This window comes from Symbiobacterium ostreiconchae (genome assembly GCF_055396975.1).
The window spans coordinates 3108944-3127827 of sequence record NZ_AP042454.1 but is presented as its reverse complement, the minus strand read 5'-3'; the positions used below and the strand labels follow the sequence as shown (position 1 = coordinate 3127827).

General features: G+C 69.5%; 18 protein-coding genes. 11 read left to right on the top strand and 7 right to left on the bottom strand.

The annotated features are described in order from the left end of the window. Positions 1 to 102 precede the first annotated feature (102 nt). On the bottom strand, positions 103 to 1704 hold the full coding sequence (locus ACZ5UM_RS15225) for a peptide chain release factor 3 (RefSeq protein ID WP_464845139.1): 1602 nt from the start codon (positions 1702 to 1704) through the stop codon (positions 103 to 105). 149 nt (positions 1705 to 1853) lie between these two features. Between ACZ5UM_RS15225 and ACZ5UM_RS15220 the strand changes: the two genes are divergently transcribed. The 3 genes from ACZ5UM_RS15220 (at position 1854) to ACZ5UM_RS15210 (ending at position 3782) form a co-directional block, all read left to right on the top strand. Next, positions 1854 to 2075, top strand: coding sequence for a VanZ family protein (locus ACZ5UM_RS15220; protein WP_464845138.1), 222 nt, complete (start codon positions 1854 to 1856; stop codon positions 2073 to 2075). 63 nt (positions 2076 to 2138) lie between these two features. Then, on the top strand, positions 2139 to 3170 hold the full coding sequence (locus tag ACZ5UM_RS15215; protein ID WP_464845137.1) for a serine hydrolase domain-containing protein: 1032 nt from the start codon (positions 2139 to 2141) through the stop codon (positions 3168 to 3170). Between the two features lie 153 nt (positions 3171 to 3323). Continuing rightward, a complete protein-coding gene (locus ACZ5UM_RS15210; RefSeq protein ID WP_464845136.1) occupies positions 3324 to 3782 on the top strand; it encodes a GNAT family N-acetyltransferase in 459 nt (152 codons plus the stop codon). A 36-nt stretch (positions 3783 to 3818) separates the two neighbouring features. On the opposite strand, the gene ACZ5UM_RS15205 is transcribed toward ACZ5UM_RS15210, so the two are convergent. The 3 genes from ACZ5UM_RS15205 to ACZ5UM_RS15195 all read right to left on the bottom strand — a co-directional run bounded on the left by ACZ5UM_RS15205 (position 3819) and on the right by ACZ5UM_RS15195 (position 6342). After that, positions 3819 to 4118 (bottom strand): spore coat protein, encoded by a 300-nt coding sequence (locus ACZ5UM_RS15205; RefSeq protein WP_464845135.1) that lies wholly within the window; start codon positions 4116 to 4118, stop codon positions 3819 to 3821. Between the two features lie 12 nt (positions 4119 to 4130). Further along, on the bottom strand, positions 4131 to 4352 hold the full coding sequence (locus ACZ5UM_RS15200; protein ID WP_464845134.1) for a ferritin family protein: 222 nt from the start codon (positions 4350 to 4352) through the stop codon (positions 4131 to 4133). A 148-nt stretch (positions 4353 to 4500) separates the two neighbouring features. Further along, a complete protein-coding gene (locus ACZ5UM_RS15195; protein WP_464845133.1) occupies positions 4501 to 6342 on the bottom strand; it encodes a methyl-accepting chemotaxis protein in 1842 nt (613 codons plus the stop codon). Positions 6343 to 6567: 225 nt separating this feature from the next. On the opposite strand from ACZ5UM_RS15195, the gene ACZ5UM_RS15190 reads away from it, so the two are divergent. The 4 genes from ACZ5UM_RS15190 (at position 6568) to ACZ5UM_RS15175 (ending at position 11022) form a co-directional block, all read left to right on the top strand. Continuing rightward, the gene (locus ACZ5UM_RS15190; RefSeq protein ID WP_464845132.1) at positions 6568 to 6861 is read left to right on the top strand and encodes a hypothetical protein; all 294 of its coding nucleotides are present in this window, start codon (positions 6568 to 6570) and stop codon (positions 6859 to 6861) included. A 120-nt stretch (positions 6862 to 6981) separates the two neighbouring features. Beyond that, positions 6982 to 7428 carry a MarR family winged helix-turn-helix transcriptional regulator gene (locus tag ACZ5UM_RS15185; protein WP_464845131.1) on the top strand — a complete coding sequence of 149 codons (447 nt, stop codon included), beginning with the start codon at positions 6982 to 6984 and terminating at the stop codon, positions 7426 to 7428. A gap of 1 nt (position 7429) precedes the next feature. Continuing rightward, positions 7430 to 9157, top strand: a complete 1728-nt coding sequence (locus ACZ5UM_RS15180; protein ID WP_464845130.1) for an ABC transporter ATP-binding protein — start codon at positions 7430 to 7432, stop codon at positions 9155 to 9157. Next, positions 9154 to 11022: an ABC transporter ATP-binding protein gene (locus tag ACZ5UM_RS15175; RefSeq protein WP_464845129.1), complete on the top strand. Its 1869-nt coding sequence runs from the start codon at positions 9154 to 9156 to the stop codon at positions 11020 to 11022. The genes ACZ5UM_RS15180 and ACZ5UM_RS15175 overlap by 4 nt, the downstream gene beginning before the upstream one ends. Positions 11023 to 11090: 68 nt before the next feature. Here ACZ5UM_RS15175 and fliN read toward each other — a convergent pair whose 3' ends face one another. Beyond that, the gene (gene fliN / locus ACZ5UM_RS15170; protein ID WP_464845128.1) at positions 11091 to 11909 is read right to left on the bottom strand and encodes a flagellar motor switch protein FliN; all 819 of its coding nucleotides are present in this window, start codon (positions 11907 to 11909) and stop codon (positions 11091 to 11093) included. 176 nt (positions 11910 to 12085) lie between these two features. Here fliN and ACZ5UM_RS15165 point away from each other — a divergent pair, with 176 nt between their 5' ends. Then, on the top strand, positions 12086 to 13291 hold the full coding sequence (locus ACZ5UM_RS15165; protein WP_464845127.1) for an MFS transporter: 1206 nt from the start codon (positions 12086 to 12088) through the stop codon (positions 13289 to 13291). Between the two features lie 6 nt (positions 13292 to 13297). On the opposite strand, the gene mntR is transcribed toward ACZ5UM_RS15165, so the two are convergent. Further along, complete coding sequence (gene mntR, locus ACZ5UM_RS15160) at positions 13298 to 13759, bottom strand: transcriptional regulator MntR (protein ID WP_464845126.1); 462 nt, start codon at positions 13757 to 13759, stop codon at positions 13298 to 13300. Between the two features lie 38 nt (positions 13760 to 13797). After that, the gene (locus tag ACZ5UM_RS15155) at positions 13798 to 14568 is read right to left on the bottom strand and encodes a metallophosphoesterase (RefSeq protein ID WP_464845125.1); all 771 of its coding nucleotides are present in this window, start codon (positions 14566 to 14568) and stop codon (positions 13798 to 13800) included. A 945-nt stretch (positions 14569 to 15513) separates the two neighbouring features. On the opposite strand from ACZ5UM_RS15155, the gene ACZ5UM_RS15150 reads away from it, so the two are divergent. The 3 genes from ACZ5UM_RS15150 (at position 15514) to ACZ5UM_RS15140 (ending at position 18877) form a co-directional block, all read left to right on the top strand. Beyond that, the gene (locus ACZ5UM_RS15150) at positions 15514 to 15816 is read left to right on the top strand and encodes a DUF1294 domain-containing protein (RefSeq protein WP_464845124.1); all 303 of its coding nucleotides are present in this window, start codon (positions 15514 to 15516) and stop codon (positions 15814 to 15816) included. Positions 15817 to 15870: 54 nt separating this feature from the next. After that, on the top strand, positions 15871 to 17016 hold the full coding sequence (locus tag ACZ5UM_RS15145) for a PQQ-dependent sugar dehydrogenase (RefSeq protein WP_464845123.1): 1146 nt from the start codon (positions 15871 to 15873) through the stop codon (positions 17014 to 17016). A 583-nt stretch (positions 17017 to 17599) separates the two neighbouring features. Beyond that, positions 17600 to 18877, top strand: a complete 1278-nt coding sequence (locus ACZ5UM_RS15140; RefSeq protein WP_464845122.1) for a hypothetical protein — start codon at positions 17600 to 17602, stop codon at positions 18875 to 18877. Positions 18878 to 18884: the final 7 nt, after the last annotated feature.

Genomic DNA, 18884 nt, shown 5'->3' with positions numbered 1-18884 from the left:
TCGCTGCTCTTTTGACCAACTTTGACGTTTTGCGGATACGGCGGGGTGGCGCCGCGGGCAGGAGAAAGGGCGCCGCCCCCGCTGCGCGGGGGCGGCGCAAGGTCAGGATGGCCGGGCCGTCGCCTGGAAAGTCAGGCCCGGGTTCTGCTCCACGACGTAGCGCATCGACCATTCGTTGCGGAAGAGGAGCACGTTCCTTCCGTCCCGGTCGGTGACGGGCAGGTTATCGGTGCCCCAGAAGCGGCGGGGCTGGTAGCCTTCACCCTCCACCCAGCGGGCGATCTCATAGGGCAGCCGCTCCAGGGTCACTTCCACCCCGTACTCGTGCTGCATCCGGTACTGGAAGACCTCGAACTGCAGCTCGCCCACCGCACCCAGGATCGGGTCGGGGTGGCCGGGCTGCGTCGCGTAGAAGACCTGGATGGCGCCTTCTTCCGTCAGCTCGTCCAGGCCCTTGCGGAAGTGCTTGGACTTCATCGCGTCCTTGAAGCGGACCCGGGCGAAGTGCTCGGGGGAGAAAGAAGGGATCCCTTCGAACACCACGGGTTCGCCTGTGCACAGGGTGTCGCCGATGCGGAAGATGCCGGGGTCGAAGACGCCGATGATGTCGCCGGCGTAGGCCTCCTCCACGATCTGCCGGTCCTGCGCCATGAACTGCTGGGGCTGGGAGAGCCGCACCTTCTTGCCCAGCCGCACGTGCTGGACTTCCATGCCCCGCTCGAAGCGGCCCGAGACGATCCGCATGAACGCGATCCGGTCCCGGTGGGCGGGGTTCATGTTGGCCTGGATCTTGAACACGAACGCCGCGAAGCGCGGCTCCTCCGGGTCGACCAGCCGGTCGCCCGCCAGGCGCGGTTCGGGGGAGGGCGCGAGCCTCAGGAAGTACTCCAGGAAGGACTGCACGCCGAAGTTGGTGAGCGCCGAACCCCAGAACAGGGGGGAGAGGTCGCCGCGGCGGAACCGGTCGAAGTCCCAGGGGTCGCCGGCGACGTCCAACAGTTCGATGTCCTCGGTGAGCTTCCGGTGCAGGTCCTCACCGAGCAGGTCCGTCAGCGCCGGGTCGTCGACGCCGGCGGTCTGCACGCGGGCCTTGGTCTGGCCGTGGTCCCGGTTGTCGAACAGCTCCACCTGCCGCTTCTGCCGGTCGTAGACGCCCCTGAAGGTGGAGCCCATGCCCACGGGCCAGTTCATCGGACAGGTGCGCATGCCCAGCACGTCCTCGATCTCCTGCATGAGGGCGAAGGGATCCTTGCCCTCCCGGTCGAGCTTGTTCACGAAGGTGAAGATGGGGATGCCCCGCATCTTGCACACGTGAAACAGTTTGATCGTCTGCGGTTCCACACCCTTGGCGGCGTCGATGAGCATGACGGCCGAATCGGCGGCCGCCAGCGTGCGGTAGGTGTCCTCGGAAAAGTCCTGGTGGCCCGGCGTGTCCAGGATGTTGACCATGCAGCCGTCGTAGGCAAACTGCATGACGGAGGAGGTCACCGAGATGCCGCGCTGCCGCTCGATCTCCATCCAGTCCGACGTGGCGGCCCTGGCGGCCTTCCGGCCCTTGACCGCGCCTGCCAGCCGGATCGCGCCGCCGTAGAGCAGGAGCTTCTCGGTGAGCGTGGTCTTGCCGGCGTCGGGATGCGAGATGATCGCGAAGGTCCGCCGGCGGCGGATCTCGGCGGAGAACGGGCTCTGGTTGGTCGCAAGCATGGGTCTCGATCCGCCCTTTCGCACAACAAAGTGCCGTGCGGCATCCGGTGCGGCACGGCGATGGTTTTCAATACAACTTGTTTATTGTACGGTGACGGGAAGAGAGCGTCAAGGTCTGCGGGGCCCCCAGGTGGACCCGGTTCTCCCGGTTGGTCCCGGCGGGCGCCCTCGTGTGCGGGGTGAGCCTTTCGCTGGAACTGATCCTGTTTGTCACGGGACTGGGCGGTCTTGACGTGGACGACCTTCTGCTCAACACCCTGGGCGGTCTGCCCGGCTGGTTGGCCTGCAGGTTGCTGGGGCGGCGGTTGCGGGCCGCGCAGCCCCGGCGACCGGCGCGGCGGGGCCGCCGCGTCGAGCCCGGAAACGGCTGACCGGGCCGCGGAGAGCCGTGGGCGGCCACGCTGGACCCGGCCGCCTCCGACCGGCTCCTGCAGGTGGTCGCGGACGCGCGGGAGCGGCTGGGCGTGCCGGCGCTGCAGGTGGCGGTGGTGCAGGGCGGTGAGCTGGTCTGGACGGGCGCCGTCGGCTGGGCCGACCCGCCGGCCAGGCGGCCCGTGACGGCGGAGGACCGGTTCCACATCGGCAGCGTGAGCAAGCTGTACACCGCCGCCCTCATCCTGCGGCTGGCCGAGGCGGGCATGCTCTCGCTGGATGACCCGGTGAGCCGGTTCGTCCCCGACATGCCCGACGGGGACCGGATCACCGTGCGGCAGCTGCTGAACCACACCAGCGGGCTTGCCAACTACACCGAGAACATGGGCTTTAACCTGAAGACGGTGCTCCTGCGCCGCCGGTGGCGTGTCGAGGAGTTGCTGGAGGTCATCCGGCAGCAGGCGCCCCGCTCGGCAACGGGAACCGAGCACTACTACTCCAACAGCAACTACGTGCTCCTCGGCCGCATCGCCGAGGCGGCGGGAGGGCGGTCGTTTGCCGACCTGCTGCACGACCAGGTGCTCGGGCCCCTGGAGCTGACCAACACCTTCGTGACCGCCGGCGAGGCGCGCTCCCTGGGCACCGTGCGGGGGTACGATGTGACGGTTCTGGGCACCGGCCGGCTGGGGATCAAGCTGGACATGGAGCGGTTCAGGGCGCCGTTGGAGACCTCGGCCTTCGCCGCCGGCGCCGTGACGGCCAGCGCCGCCGACGTGGCCCGGTTCACCTACGGCCTCCTGGGGGGCCGGGTGCTGGCTGATTCCACACTCCAGTCCATGCTGACCTTCGTGGACGCCCCTGACGAGGACATGCCCGCGCAGACAGGGTACGGCCTGGGGGTACGGCGTCTGGTCATCGGCGGCCAGGAGATGGTGGGCCACACCGGCACCCTCCCGGGGTACAGCAACGTGGCGCTCTACTCCCCGGCCCATGACCACGCCATCGCCGTGCTCTCCAACCTCTCCATGTCGGAGGTCACCGATGTGCTTGCGGAGGTCCAGGCCGTGCTTCTGGAGCCTCCCTCAGCCAGGTGACCCGCGGGGACGCCGCACCGGCACCGCAGCCCCGGGGGCGCTCCGCAGCGGGCCGTCAGGGGTGAGATCCGACAGCGCGTGTGGACGGCCGCTGCATCCCGCCGTTTACGCTGGACGAGTTGCGTCAGCCCGTCACGAGAGGAGATGGTGGCCATGTTCAGCCGGATCCGACGCGCCAGGCCGTCCGAGGCCGGGGCGCTCTCTGCCCTGGCGCTGCGCTCCAAGGCGTATTGGGGCTACGACCCGGACTTCATCGCGCAGTGTCGGGAGGACCTCACGGTGACCGAGGCGATGATCGCCGCCCACGACGTGTTTGCTGCGGAACACCGCGGCAGGCTGCTCGGGTTCTACGTCCTGAAGCCAGGCCCGGCAGACGAGGGTGCCCTGGACTTCATGTTCGTCGACCCGACGGCCATCGGCCAGGGGATCGGCCGGCAACTCTGGCGCCACGCGGTGCAGCAGGCCGCAGGCCATGGGTACAAGGCGCTCCGCATCGACGCCGACCCCCATGCGGAGGGGTTCTACCGCAAGATGGGCGCGGTGCGGGCGGGGGAGGTGGCCTCCACCGTCGACCCGGGGCGGATGCTGCCCCTGATGCGGTACCGGCTGTAAACCAGAAGCCGCCCCTGCGGGGCGGCTTCGCCGCGCTTACCCTTCCAGCACCTCCCGGGCGTCCTTCAGGGCTTGCCCGACCAGTTCGTCGGGCGTGGCGTGGGCCTTGTACCACCCGCGCTCGATGGCCAGACGGGTGCAGCGTTCATGCTCGGCCAGGGCGTCGGTGAGGTGAGTGGTCAGGAGGCGGCGCAGGTCGGGGTTGGTGGTCTCCAGAACGGCTGTGCAGTAGGCCATCGCCTTCAGCTTGGCCGCTGTGAGCAGACCTTCTGCGATTACCCGGTCCTCGGGCTTCATGCCCATGGCCTCGCCGATCGCGCTGATCACCGTCGACACCGTGCATCCCTCCTATCCGCCGAGTCCCCGGGCCCGGCAGAAGTCATGCAGGGCCCTGACGTGGGCCTGGCCCGTCTGCAGGCAGGCGGTGAGTTGCTGGCGCAGGTCGGGGTCGCTGACCATCGCCAGCATCGACTTGGTCTTCTGGACGTCGCCCGACTCCAGCCGGATCAGCTCGTTGAGCACCAGCATTTCGTGGGTGGTCACGTCCCGGGTCTGGGTGGGTGTGCTCAACCTGTCAGCTCCTTTCGCGTGCGGATTCCCGCGGTGGCGACCCGTCGCCGCGCGGCGCGGGCCATCACCCGGGCGCTGCACCTAGTATGCCGACATCGGGGACGGAAAAGCCGCCGCTTTCGGTGCGGCGGCTTTTCGATGCATGCGCTCAGACCTTGAAGCGGCCGATGTGCTCGCTGAGCTCCGAGGCCAGGTCGGCCAGCTGCTTGGCCGAGTGCGTGATCTGCTCGATGCCGGCGGTCAGCTCTTCCGTGGAGGCCGCGACCTCCTGGCTGGAGGCGGCCGTCTGCTCGGCCGTCGCCGCGATGGACTCGAAGGCCTCCGTCACGAGCCGGGCGTTCTCGGCCATCTGCTCGGTCGCGGCGGTATGCCCGCCGGAAATGGCCGCCACCTCGTCGATGGCCTTCTGGATGGACTGGCTGACCGAGACCAGATGCCCGGCGGCCTCGGAAATCGCCGCCACGTGGCCGGTGGTCTGCTCGACCATCCCCACGATCTCCTGCAGGGCGCGCCCGCCGTCCTCCGCCAGATGAGCGCCCTTCTGCACCTGATCGCTCACCTCGGTGATGCCGCTGACGGCCCGGGCCGTGGCGGTGCGGATCTGCTCGATCAACTGGGCGATGTCGCCGGCGGACGAGCCCACCCGTTCCGCGAGCTGGCGGACCTCCTCGGCCACCACGGCGAACCCCCGCCCCTGATCGCCGGCGCGGGCGGCCTCGATGGCTGCGTTGAGGGCGAGCAGGTTGGTCTGGTCGGCGATCGCGGTGATGGTGTCGGTGATCGCCCCGATCTGACCCGACAGGTCGCCCAGCTGGGCCACCAGCGCGGCCGACCGCTCGACGCTGCTCCGGATGGCCTGCATGGCCTCCACGGACTCATCCACCACCCGCTTGCCGGCGTGCGCGGTGGAAAGGGTCTGCTCGGCGATCTCCCGCATCAGCGCCGATTTCTCGGCCACGTCAGTGAGATTGGCCATCATCCGCTGGGCGTCGGCGGCCACGCTCTCGGTCTGCTGCGCCTGACGCTGCGCCCCGGCCGCGATCTGGGCGATGCCGTCCTGCAGCTCGCGGACCTGCTGCAGGCTGGTGGCCGCGGCCTGCGACTGGACGCTCGTCCCCTGCGCGATCTGGCTCACCGCGGCCGCGACCTGCCGGGACGATTCGGCCATGGTCCCGGTGGTGGTGCGCAGCTCCTCGGCCCACCGGGTCGCCTGGCGCCCGGAATCGGCGATCTGGCTGATGAGATCGCGCAGGCCCGTCAGCATCGTGTTCACCAGGGCGGCCAGCATCCCGATTTCGTCCTGCGACTGGATGTTCAGTTCCGGCACGGTGAGGTCGCCGCCCGCGACCCAGCCGGCCACGTCGGCCACGCGGTTGAGCGGGCGAGCAATCGAGCGCGTCAGCGTCATGGAGATCACCACCGCCAGCACCAGGCTGACGCCGGCCAGGGCGCCGGCCGCGTACTGCATGCGCCGCAGTTCCTGCTGGGTGGCGAGCATGACCTGTTCAGCCTGCTGGTCCACGTACTGCGCGATCGCGTTGGCGGCATCGACATAGTCCGCGAGGAGCGAGGTCAGCGTGCCCATGGCCTGGCGGGCGCCCGTGGGCTCCATCTGGAAGATGCCCTGGGCCTGCGCGTCGAAGCGCTGACCGGCGTCCCGCAGGTCGGCCACCAGCTTCAGGGACTCGTCGCTGGCTGCGGTGACCTCCAGGTCGTAGATGATGGCCTGGGCATCGGCGAGGTAGCCGAGGTACTCCGTATGCGCGTCGGGCATGCCTGCCGCATATCCCAGCACGGCCTGCGCCTGGCCGCGGACCGCCGCCTCCAGGCGGGCGGTGTGGATCTGCGCGATCCGCAGGTCGTTGGCCAGCAGGTCGTACCGCTGCTGCTGAATGAGCAGAGCACGGAAACTGAGGCCGGCAGCGAGAAGCATGAGGAGGATGACGCCGGAGAAAGATGTCGCAAGTTTTCTTCCGATGGTCCAGCGCATGGTTGATGAGCCTCCAACCGATCTAGGGTTTATCAGCCATAATTGGATATCCGCTGGAAATGACCTTCATCAAAATGTTCTGCATCCAGGAAAGTTCACCTTCTTGAGCACTTGGAGCCCCGTGTCGAGACGCAGGCACCTCCACTCGGCGGACCCGATTGAATTGGCAAAGTTTATTGGGTTATAGTGTTTATAGGTCTAGCTTGACTGGAGGAGGCCGACCGAGTGACACCGGAAGAAATGTGGCAGCTGGTAGAGCGACGGCGGCGACGGTTCGTGGCGACCCTGGTGTCGGCCGCCCTGCTGATGGTCGTGGGCGCTTCTGCGATCGGCCAGATCTTCGGCGACCGGTATGGGATGATCACCCTCCTGGTGGTCGTGATCGGCGCTCTCCTCTTCATCTGGCGGGACTGGCGCTGCCCGGCGTGCCAGAAAGGCCTGGGAGTCGAGTTCCGGCCGCGGGTCTGCCCCAACTGCGGCGCACGGCTCGCACCCCCGGATTCGCCCCCGGAAGCGTAACCCGAAAAGCGGTCCCTGCGGGGACCGCTTTTCGCGCGCTTGCAAACCGGGCGGGGCCGTCGTATGATTTAGTTCTGTATCGAACGTTCGATGGCGAACGAGGTGAACCGCTTGCCGCCCTTGCGCTCTGAAATCGGTGAGCTGTGGCACCGGCTGAACCGGGAGATGCGCGTCGCGCTCAACGACGTGTTCCGGGAGTCGGCCATGCCGCCCCCTGTCTTCTTCATGCTCCGGGAGATCGCGCGCGAGCCCGGCATCACCGTCTCCGAACTGGCCCGGCGCGTCGCCATGGTGAAGAGCCACGTCTCGCGCACGGTCGACCACCTGGCCCGTCGGGGATACGTCCGAAAAGCGTCGGACCCCGCTGACCAGCGGCTCATCCGGCTCTATGCCACGCCTGCCGCCGGCCCGGCCCTGGAACACACGGCGCGGGAGCTGCAGGCCGCCTGGCAGGCCGTGGCGGCGAACGTGCCCGAGGAGGAGCTGGCCGCCGTGGAGCAGGGAATGCGCATTCTGCTCCGTGCACTGGAACGCTACCTGGCCACCCGGGAAGGAGAGAACGCCTGACGTGATCAAGCTGCTCCGCTTCCTGAAACCGTACGCGCCCCTTGCCGCGCTCACCCTGCTTCTGGTGTTCCTGCAGGCCGTGGCCGAGCTCTACCTGCCGACGCTGATGGCGGACATCGTCGACGTCGGCATCGTCCGCGGCGATACCGGGTACATCCTGCGCATGGGCGGCCTGATGCTGCTGGTCGCCCTGGGCGGGGCGGCCGTCGCCGTGCTGGCCAGCTACTGCTCCAGCCGGGTCACGATGGGCCTGGGCCGAGACCTGCGCCAGGCGGTGTTCCGCCGGGCGCAGGGGTTCTCGCTGCACGAGTTCGACCGGCTGGGCACCGCCACGCTCATCACCCGCACCACCAACGACATCACCCAGGTGCAGAACGTGGTGATGATCGCCCTGCGCATGATGCTCTTCGCGCCGATGATGGCCATCGGCGGGCTGATCATGGCCCTCTCCAAGGACCGCACCCTGTCGCTGGTGATCGTCGTCGCCCTGCCCGTGCTCGGGGCGGCCATCGGCGCGGTGGCCGCAAAGGCCGTGCCGCTGTTCCACGCCATGCAGCAGAAGATCGACCGGCTGAACCGGGTCGTCCGGGAGGGGCTGACCGGCGTGCGGGTCATCCGGGCCTTTAACCGGGTGGCGTACGAGCAGCGGCGGTTCGTCGACGCCAACCGGGACCTCACCGAGACCGCGATTCTGGTCAACCGGCTCATGGGCGCCCTCATGCCGATCCTCATGCTGATCATGAACCTCACGGCCATCGCCGTGGTCTGGTTCGGCGGCATCCGGATCGAGGCCGGCCGCATGGAGGTCGGCGACCTGATGGCCTTCATCCAGTATGTCATGCACATCATGTTCTCCACGATGATGCTCTCGATGATGTTCGTCATGCTGCCCCGGGCCTCGGCCTCGGCCGTGCGCATCAACGAGGTGCTGGACGTGGAGCCGGCCATCACCGACCCGCCGGATCCCTACGTGCCCGATGGGGTGCGGGGCGAGGTGGAGTTCCGGGACGTCACGTTCCGGTACCCCGGCGCCGAGCGGCCGGCCCTGGAGTCGGTCTCCTTCCGGGCGCTTCCGGGTGAGGTGACGGCGATCATCGGCGGCACCGGCGCCGGCAAGACCACCCTGATCAACCTGATCCTCCGCTTCTACGACGTGCAGGAAGGCGCCGTGCTGGTGGACGGCGTCGATGTGCGCCAGTGGCGTCAGGCCGACCTGCGCGCCGCCATCGGCTACGTGCCCCAGCGGGCGATGCTCTTCAGCGGCAGCATCGCGGACAACATCCGCTTCGGCAAGCCGGACGCCAGCGACGAGGAGGTGGCCCGCGCGGCCGCCATCGCCCAGGCCGACGGCTTCATCGCCGAGATGCAGGACGGGTACGACACCGCCATCGCCCAGGGCGGCACCAACGTCTCCGGCGGCCAGAAGCAGCGGCTGACCATCGCCCGGGCCCTGGTGCGCCGCCCGGCGATCTACATCTTCGACGACAACTTCTCCGCCCTGGACTTCCGCACCGACGCCCGGCTGCGCGCCGCCCTGAAGCCGGAGATCGCCCGGTCCACCGTGTTCATCGTCGCCCAGCGGGTGAGCACGGTGATGGATGCCGACCGGATCATCGTGCTGGACCAGGGCCGCGTCGCCGGGATCGGCACCCACCGTGAACTCCTGCAGAGCTGTGAGATCTACCGGGAGATCGTCGCCTCCCAGCTCGCCGAGGAGGTGCTGGCATGAGCGCACGGCACGGACCTGGGCGCGGCCCCCGGCACGGTCACGGGATGGGCCCCGCGATGGCGATGGCGGGCGAGAAGCCCCGGGACTTCCGAGGCACCCTGCGCAGGCTGCTCCGCTACCTGCGGCCCCGGCTCTGGCAGCTGGGCCTCGTGTTCCTGCTCACCGCCCTCAGCACCCTTTTCAACATCGTGAGCCCCCGGATCATGGGCCGGGCGACCACCCTGCTGTTGGAGGGGATGCTGGCCCGGCAGGCCGGCATCCCCGGCGCCGGGGTGGACTTCGGCGAGATCGCCCGCATCCTCGCGCTGCTGGGAGCGCTCTACCTGATCAGCGCCGGATTCGGCGTGGTGCAGCAGTTCGTGATGGCGGGGATCTCCCAGCGCACGGTCTACGACCTGCGCAACCAGGTCAACGAGAAGCTGGCGCGCCTGCCCCTCAGCTTCTACGACCGGCAGACCCACGGCGAGGTCCTGAGCCGGGTGACCAACGACATCGACACGATCGCGGCCACCATGCAGCAGAGCCTGACGCAGCTCATCTCCGCCCTGGTCATGCTGGTGGGCGTCGTGGCGATGATGCTCAGCATCAGCCCGGTGCTCACGCTGGTCACCCTGGTCTCGCTGCCGCTGTCGGCCATCGTCACCGTGGGGGTGGCGCGCCGGTCCCAGCGCTACTTCAAGGCCCAGCAGGCCGCGCTGGGCGAGCTGAACGGGCACGTGGAGGAGACCTTCACCGGCCATCAGGTGGTGAAGGCGTTTGGCCGGGAGGCCGAGGCGGCAGCCGAGTTCGACCGCATCAACCGGCGGCTGTACGAGGCGGGCTGGAAGGCGCAGTTCGTCTCGGGCATCATCATGCCGCTGATGGCCCTGGTGAACAACCTGGGCTACGTGATCGTCGCGGTCGTCGGCGGCATCTTCGTCACCCGCCGGGTCGTGCCCATCGGCGACATCCAGGCGTTCATCCAGTACGCCCGCCAGTTCAGCCAGCCGATCACGCAGACGGCCAGCATTGCCAACATCATCCAGTCCACCATCGCCGCGGCCGAGCGGGTCTTCGAGCTGCTCGACGAGGCGGAGGTCGTCCCGGATCCGGAGGCGCCGGCGCGCCTGGACCAGCCCAGGGGGGAGGTCCGCTTCGAGGACGTCCGGTTCCGCTACAGGCCGGAGCAGCCGCTGATCGAGGGGCTGAACCTCACGGCCCGGCCCGGCCAGGTGATCGCCATCGTCGGCCCCACGGGCGCGGGTAAGACCACCCTGGTCAACCTGCTGATGCGCTTCTACGAGCTGGACGGCGGCCGGATCACGGTGGACGGCGTGGACATCCGCCGGCTCCGGCGCGGCGACCTGCGGGGCCTCTTCGGGATGGTGCTGCAGGACACCTGGCTCTTCCACGGGACGATCCGGGAGAACATCGCCTACGGACGGGAGGGGGCCACGGAGGAGGAGATCGTGGAGGCGGCCCGGCTCGCGCACGCGGACAGCTTCATCCGCGCCCTGCCCGACGGGTACGACACCGTGCTGAACGAGGAGGCCTCCAACCTCTCTCAGGGCCAGAAGCAGCTCCTCACCATCGCACGGGCCTTCCTGGCCGATCCCGCCATGCTGATCCTGGACGAGGCGACCTCCTCGGTGGACACCCGGACGGAGCTGCAGATCCAGCAGGCCATGCAGTCCCTCATGCGGGGGCGCACGAGCTTTGTGATCGCCCACCGGCTGTCGACCATCCGTGACGCCGACCTGATCCTCGTCATGGACCACGGCCGCATCGTGGAGCAGGGCACGCACCGGGAGCTGCTGGCCGCGGGCGGCCACTACGCCGACCTGTACTACAGCCAGTTCGCCGGCGGCCAGAGCCTGACCGGGTGACGAGAGACAGCAGCGGGCGGTGCCCATGGGGGCACCGCCCGCTAAGAATGCGGTTTGCGTGTTCGCGCTCAGGAGGCGGCCGCGTGGCCGGGCAGGTCGGACTCGACGATCCGGATGCCGTACTTCTCGCCGATGGCGATGACCTCCGCCTTCATGGCCGGCAGTCCGTTCACCTTCACGTCCAGGGGCTCGCTGGCCAGCCGGTCCAGCGTGATGACCGACCCCGGCCCCATCGACAGGACGTCGCCCAGGGGCAGCCGGACCTTGCCCAGCTCGACGCTCAGGGTGAGCTCGATGTCCAGCAGCACCCCCCGCAGGCCGGGCGGGATTCTGGCGGCGAGCCCTGCGGCGGCGGCGCTAGCCTGGGCCGCAGGCGAAGCTGCGGTCCCGGGCGCAGCGGCTGCGGCCGGCGCCCCGGCTGCGGCCGGCGCCCCGGCTCCGATGGACGCCCCTGCTCCGGTGGGCGCCCCGGCCCCGGTCGGTGTCCCGGCCCCGGTCGGTGCCCCGGCTGCGGCGGGCGCGGCCCCCGCCGGCCCGGACGGGGCAGGGGCCTCCGCAGGGCCGGACTCCGGCGCCCCCGCGGAGGGACTGATGGCCACCGTGCCGGGGGTGATCGCATCCGGCTGGTTCGCCGCTCGCTTGGCCGCGCGCGACGCGGCGACCGCAGCCTCGAGTTCCGCCTGGGTCACCGGTCCCAGGTCCTGCGCGGACTCGAAGCTGTCCGACCCGGCCTCTGCGGCCTGGGCGGCGGCTGCAGCCGGGGCGCCGGCGTCAGGCGCTTCCTGCTGGGCCGCCTGCTTGGCGGCGGCCTCCTTCTCGGCGTTGTCTGCGGCCAGCAGGCTGGCCACCAGCGCGTCAATCTCGCTCTGCGACAGCTTGTTGGCCAAGGCGGCTCTCTCCTCTTCCAACATTTGAGATCTTTCTCTTCTTCGACTGTGCCGGACCGGTTCCCTTCCGGTCCTGCGCGCTGTTCGCACAGCCTGTAGACATTCCAGGGATTCGGGTCTATAGTCAACTCATCGAAGCCTGCTCACTATCACACGGAAAGAAGGCGCCTTCGAACATGGAGTCGTGGCAGAAAAACGTGGTGGTGCTCTGGGCCGCGGTCTTCATCGCCGCAGCGGCCTGGACGATGGTGATGCCCTTCATGCCGGTCTTCCTCAGCGATGACCTGGGGGTGGGCGTGGGCGTGACCGTCTGGGCGGGGCTGCTCGGCGCGGTCAACTCCGGCTTCTCGGCGCTGACCGCCCCGATCTGGGGCGCCCTGGGCGACCGCTGGGGCCGCAAGGCGATGATGATCCGGGCCGGGGTTTTCCTGGGCACGGCCTACGTGCTGATGTCCTTCGTCCGCAACCCCTACGAGCTGCTGGGTGTCCGGGTGATGATCGGCGCCCTGACCGGGTTCATCCCCACCGCCACGGCGCTGGTGGCCACGACCACCCCGGAGCGCCACATGGGCCGCGCGCTTTCGGTGGTCGCCACCGGCAACCAGGCCGGGTCGATCCTGGGGCCGATGCTGGGCGGCTTCCTGGCCGACCTGATCGGCATCCGCAGCACCATGGCCCTGGGCGGTATCGCCGTGTTCGCGGCGACGCTGCTGGTACTGGCGGCGGTCAGGGAGCAGTTCCAGCGTCCGGCGCACCAGCAGGTGCACCTGCTGGGCGACATGCGGCAGGTGCTGCGGGGCGGGCCGCTTCCGGCGCTGCTCGCCACGACCGTCCTGATGATGGCCTCCCAGGCGGCGATGGAGCCGATCCTCATCCCCTACATCCGGGAGCTCCTGGGGGCCGGCAGTCCCAACTGGATGGCCGGCGTCATCTACTCGGTGCCGGGCCTCGCGTTCGTGCTGGCCGCGCCGTCATGGGCCAAGCTGGGCGAGCGGTGGGGGTACGTGACCACCGTGACCCTCGGCCTTGCGGGCGGTGCGCTGCTCACCCTGCCGCAGGCCATCGTGCGGAGCGGCATGGCGATGGGCCTGTTCCGGCTGGCGGCGGGTCTCTCCCTGGCGGCCGTCACGCCGGGCCTGTCCGCACTCATCGCAGCCACGGTGCCTCGGGAGCAGCGGGGCAAGGCGTTCGGGCTGAACCAGTCGGCGTTCAACGTCGGCGCCATGCTGGGGCCGCTCCTGGGCGGCGTGATGGGCGACCGGGTGGGAATCCGCTGGGTCTTCCCGGCCACGGCGCTCGTGCTGCTGCTCGCCGCGGCCTGGTGCCGGACCTTCGTGCGGGCGCGCATCCGGGAGCGCCGCGAGCCGCAGCTGACCGCCTAGCCGCCGTCAGGCTTCGGCCTGCTCCCGGGCCGCTTTTTCCGCCTCTTCCCGGGCCTGCCGGCGCCGCCGGTGGGCGGCCAGGGCCTCCCGGACGTCCTCGTTCTCCTGCAGGAAGGACGTCAGGTCCTGAATACAGCGCACGGTGGACGGGCTGACGTGGTGCTCGATGCCCTCCACGTCCACCTCGATCTCCTCTTCCGGCACGCCGATGGTGCGGAGAAACTCCGTCAGCATGGCGTGCCGGTCTTTCATCTGTTCACCCAACAGTTCGCCCGCGGGGGTGAGGACCAGCCCGCGGTAGCGCTCGTAGTGGATATACCCCGCCTCCGCGAGCTTCTGGACCATCTTCGTGACCGAAGACGGCTGCAGGTTCAGCTCTTGGGCGATGTCGCTGACCCGGGCATAGCCCTTCGACTGGATCAGCTCGTAGATCTTCTCCACGTAATCTTCCATGCTCGGGGTTGCCATGGCCATCCTCATTTCGCGGAGCCTTTTGTGTCTTTATCTTAGCATAGACCGTTGCCTGCGGCCATGTCCCCGCCCTGGGGGAAGAGGTTCACCGGGGTGAAGTCCACGGCGTCGCAGGCCACCAGGCGGTAGCGCACGGTGCCCTGCAGCCCCTGGTAGGCGCGGTGGGGCGCGTTGGGCCCGTGGAGGTGGCCGTAGACGCAGAGCAGAACGCCGCCCCATTCCTCCAGCAGACGGGTGAACTCCGTCGGCGCGTGGTCGTCGGCCACCGGCGGGTAGTGGAGCATGACGATGTACCGGTCTGCCCCGGCCTTCCGGCCCGCCTCCAGCGAGAGCCGCAGCCTTCCCACTTCGCGCCGGTAGATCTTCTCGTTGTGGGCGGGGTCCTCATGCCACGTCCGGTCGCCGGGGGTGATCCACCCCCGGGTTCCGCAGACGGCCACCCGCCCGTCCACTCCCGGCACGGAACCATCCGGCAGCAGCACGGCGTCATTCTGGATGAAGGATATGGTGCTGAGCGGCAGCGCCCGCAGCTTCTTCAGCGATTGCCACCAGTAGTCGTGGTTGCCCTGGATGAGCAGCTTGCGGCCGGGGAGCCGGTCGATCTCCTGCAGGTCCGGCAGCGCCTCGTCCAAAGTCATGCCCCAGGAGATGTCGCCGGGGACGAGGACGTAGTCGTCGGGGCCCACCGTGGCCTCCCAGTTCTGGAGCAGGCGCGCGGCGTGACCGGCCCAGCGGGGGCCGAAGATGTCCATGGGCTTGTTGACGGCCAGGCTGAGGTGGGGATCGCCGATTGCGTAGATGGCCACGGGGGAACCTCCTCATTGAGCGGTGGGCTGTGAGTGGTGGGCGGTGAGAGGGGCTATGGGTGGTGAGTGGTGGGCGGTGGGAGGGGCTGTGGGTGGTGAGTGGTGGGCGGTGGGAGGGGCTGTGGGTGGTGGGTGGTGGGCGGTGAGAGGGGCTGTGGGTGGTGAGTGGTGGGCGGAGGGAGTTGGCGGTGGGCTGTGAGTGGTGGGCGGTGAGAGGGGCTGTGGGTGGTGAGTGGTGGGCGGTGAGAGGGGCTGTGGGTGGTGAGTGGTGGGCGGAGGGAGTTGGCGGTGGGCTGTGAGTGGTGGGCGGTGGGAGTGGCTGTGGGCTGTGAGTGGTGGGCGGTGAGAGGGGCTGTGGGTGGTGAGTGGTGGGCGGTGAGAGGGGCTATGGGTGGTGAGTGGTGGGCGGTGGGAGTGGCTGTGGGTGGTGAGTGGTGGGCGGAGGGGAGTGAGTCAGGTGCGCGGCCGCCGCTGGCAGTGGTCAGCAGTGAGTACGCGGTGAGAGGGGAACGGGGCCGGGCTGGGAGTCAAGGTTCGGTGTTGCGGCCGGGGGATGTGAGACGGGAGCGCCCCCCGCAGACGGCCGACGGTGAAGCCCCGCCGGCTGTGCGTTTCACCGGGGGCGGCCCGAGGACGGCGTCCCACGTGTCCAGCCGCACCGTTCGCCGCAGTTACGGAGCAACCGTCCACATCCGCGGCCCAAATCTCACCTCTCACACCGCTTAACTCTTACATCTAACATCTAACATCTCACATCCCACATCCCACATCCCACATCCCACTTCCCACTTCCCACTTCCCATCCCGCTTCTCACCTCTCCATTCTCGTTGCTCACTTCCCGTTTCCAGTCCTGCCTCTCACCGCCCACCGCCAATATCTCACCTCTCCCGCATCTCACACCCGCTTACGTCACCGGTTGACTGAGTCTTAACGTAGCGAAGGGGGTGGCGGCCGTCAAGGGATGGAACCTGACCTGGCCGGCGCTGGCAGGGGCGGCGCTGCTCCTGTTCAACCTGATCGTATTGCTGACCTACGCCTGGGACAAGCTCCGGGCCCGCCGCGGGGGCCGGCGGGTGCCGGAACGGACGCTGCTCTGGCTGGCGGCGCTGGGCGGCGGGGCTGGCGCGCTGCTGGGCGTTTACCTCGTGCGGCACAAGACCCGAAAGGCCAGGTTCGCGGTCGGCGTGCCGGTTCTGCTGGCAGCCCAGGTCGGGATGGCCGTCTGGCTGGCGCAGCAGCTGCGGTGAGGAACAGGAGGGGAGGCGGGGCCTGTGGAAGAGTTGCGGATGGGAGGGTCTGACTTGGGCGCCGTTGTACGCGGCGTGATCTCCGTGCTGTTGCTGTTGCTGCTGGGATGCAGCCCGGCGTCCGGACCGGGGGAGGGCTGGCCGCAGATCGGGCTGCAGAAGGTGGTGGACGGGCTGGAGAGGCCGCTCTACGTCACCCACGCCGGGGACGGCAGCGGCAGGCTGTACATCCTGGAACAGCCGGGCCGGGTGCGGGTGCTGGAGGACGGCCGCCTGCTGGAGACGCCCTTCCTCGACCTGACCGACCGGGTGCTGAGCCGCGGGAACGAGCAGGGGCTGCTGGGGCTGGCTTTTTCGCCCGACTTCCGGGAGAGCGGCATCTTCTACATCCACTATACCGGCCGGCCCGACGGGCGCACGGTGCTGTCCCGGTTCCGGCTGCGGGACGGCGACCCCCGCCGGGGCGACGCGGCCTCCGAGGAGGTGCTGCTGACCGTGGAGCAGCCCTACGCCAACCACAACGGCGGCGCGCTGCTCTTCGGCCCGGACGGTTACCTCTACCTGGCCCTCGGCGACGGTGGTTCGGCGGGAGACCCGGAGAACCGGGCCCAGAACCTGGACAGCCTGCTGGGCAAGATCCTGCGGCTGGACGTCTCCCAGCCGGGTCCCTACCGCATCCCGCCGGATAACCCCTTCGTCGGGGGGCAGGGCCGGGAGGAGATCTGGGCCTACGGTTTGCGCAACCCCTGGCGGATCAGCTTCGACCGGGCCACCGGCGACCTGTACATCGCGGACGTGGGGCAGAACGCCATCGAGGAGGTCAACTTCCAGCCCGCCGGCAGCCCGGGCGGCGAGAACTACGGGTGGCGGGTCTGGGAGGGCTCCCGGCGGTACGCGCAGGGCGAGGCACCCGGCGCTGTCTTTCCCGTGGCCGAGTACACCCACGCGGAGGGCGGCTGCTCGATCACCGGCGGCTACGTCTACCGCGGGCAGGCCATTCCCGCACTGGTGGGGATCTATCTGTATGGTGACTACTGCACGGGGTACATCTGGGGCCTGAAGCAGCAGGACGGCCAGTGGCAGACCGGCCGGCTGCTGGACACGTCGCTCAACATCACCTCGTTCGGCGAGGATGAGGCCGGCGAGGTCTACGTGGTCGACCGGCGCGGGGCGATCTACCGCGTCGTCGCCGAGGACTGACGGCGGACGGACGCACCGCTGCGGCACACGGCGCATCGCCGAGGCAGAGCGGCGCATCACGGTGGCGCAGAGCGGCGTATCGCGGAGGCAGAGCGGCGCATCACGGTGGCAGGGCGGCGTAATGCCGAGGCCAAGCGGCACAGCGTCCGAGGCGAAGCGGCGCATCGCCGAGGCAGACCGACGAATCGCGGAGGCAGAGCGGCGCATCACGGTGGCAGGGCGGCGTAATGCCGAGGCCGAACGGCACAGCGCCCGAGGCTGAGCGGCGCGTTGCGGTGGCAGACCGACGAATCGCGGAGGCAGAGCGGCGCATCACGGTGGCAGAGCGGTGTACTGCCGAGGCCGAGCGGCACAGCGTCCGAGGCGAAGCGGCGCATCGCCGAGGCAGACCGACGAATCGCGGAGGCAGAGCGGCGCATCACGGTGGCAAAGCGGTGTATTGCCGAGGCCGAGCGGCAGAGCGCCCGAGGCAGAATGGCACCGCGCCGCGGTGGACTTTGCACGCAGGGCAACGGCGCCGGGGCATGCACTGCCCGGGCGATTTGGACGGCGCGGCGCCGGCTGCGCCGGGGAGGTGGTTCCCGTGGAACGGATCCGTACCGTCGTCACGCTGGCACACCGGCTGTGTGGGGAGGGCGACCTCTGGCCGGGGTTCGCGCTCCCGTCCATCCCGATTCTGCTCTATGACGCACGCGAAGCCTGGCTGATCGGCCACCCCGCCCCGCCCGAGGGCTACCGGCCCGCCGGGGAGGTGGCAGGCCGTCCGGTGCACGCGGGTCCCGTCCGGCCCGACATGGCGGGCAACACCGCCATGCCCGTGGCCGGGCACCTTACCGCTTTGGTGAACCTCGCGGACCGGCCCCCGTCCGACGACGCGGCCCTGGCGCGCCTGATCCTGCACGAGGCGTTCCACGTGTTCCAGCAGGTGGCCTTTCCCGCCCTGCCCCGGATGGACCTGGCGGGCATGCAGGCCATGGCCAGCTACCCGGAGAACGATCCGGCCAACAACGCGATGGCGGTCGTGGAGAACCGGCTCCTGGCCCGCGCGCTGGAAGGAGACCGCACCGCCGTGGGCGCCTTCCTGTCCATGCGCCAGCACCGCCACCGGCACCTGGTCCGCATCGACCGGGGGGACGCGGCCGTGTACGAGCAGACCGCCGAGTGGGTGGAGGGGACGCCCACCTACGTGGAGGTGTGGGCCGGGGCGCCGCTGGACGAGCTGGCCGGGCGGCTGCTGTCCTACAACGTGGGCGGCCGCCACGCCGCTTACCGGCGCTTCTACGACACCGGTGCGGCCCAGGCGCTCGTGCTGGACAGGATGGCTCCCGGCTGGCAGGCGAGGCTCGCGGCGGTGGGCGGGTCGCTTCAGCAACTCCTGGAGGAGAGCCTGGCCGAGCCGCTGCCGCCTGTCCACCAGGTGGTGGTGGCCGAAGGGCTGGCGGCCCTGCTGGAGGCGGAACAGGAGGCGGAGGCGCAGCGGCAGAAGCGGATTGCGGCGCTGCTCCGGGAGCTGGAGGAAGGTCCCGGCGTGGCGGTGGAGATCGCCCTGCCGCCCGAGGTGAAGGGGCTCATGTGGGATCCCACCAACCTTCTGAACATCTCCCCCGGCCGGAGGCTCCACACCCGGTTCTGCGGAGCCGTGGGCCCCGACGGGCTGCGGGTGACCATCCATGCGCTCTGCCTGGAGGAGTGGGGGGAGGCGGGACGGCGGTTCCGGCTGCGGTTGCCCGGGCCGCCGCCCGTGGAGCAGGGCGGGCGGCTCAGGATAGAGGGCGAGGCGCTGTCGGTGGACGCGCCCGGCGGATACGTCGAGGAAAAGCCAGGCCTGATGCGGGTTCAGGTTCGGCTGGCGAGCCGGTGAGGACGTG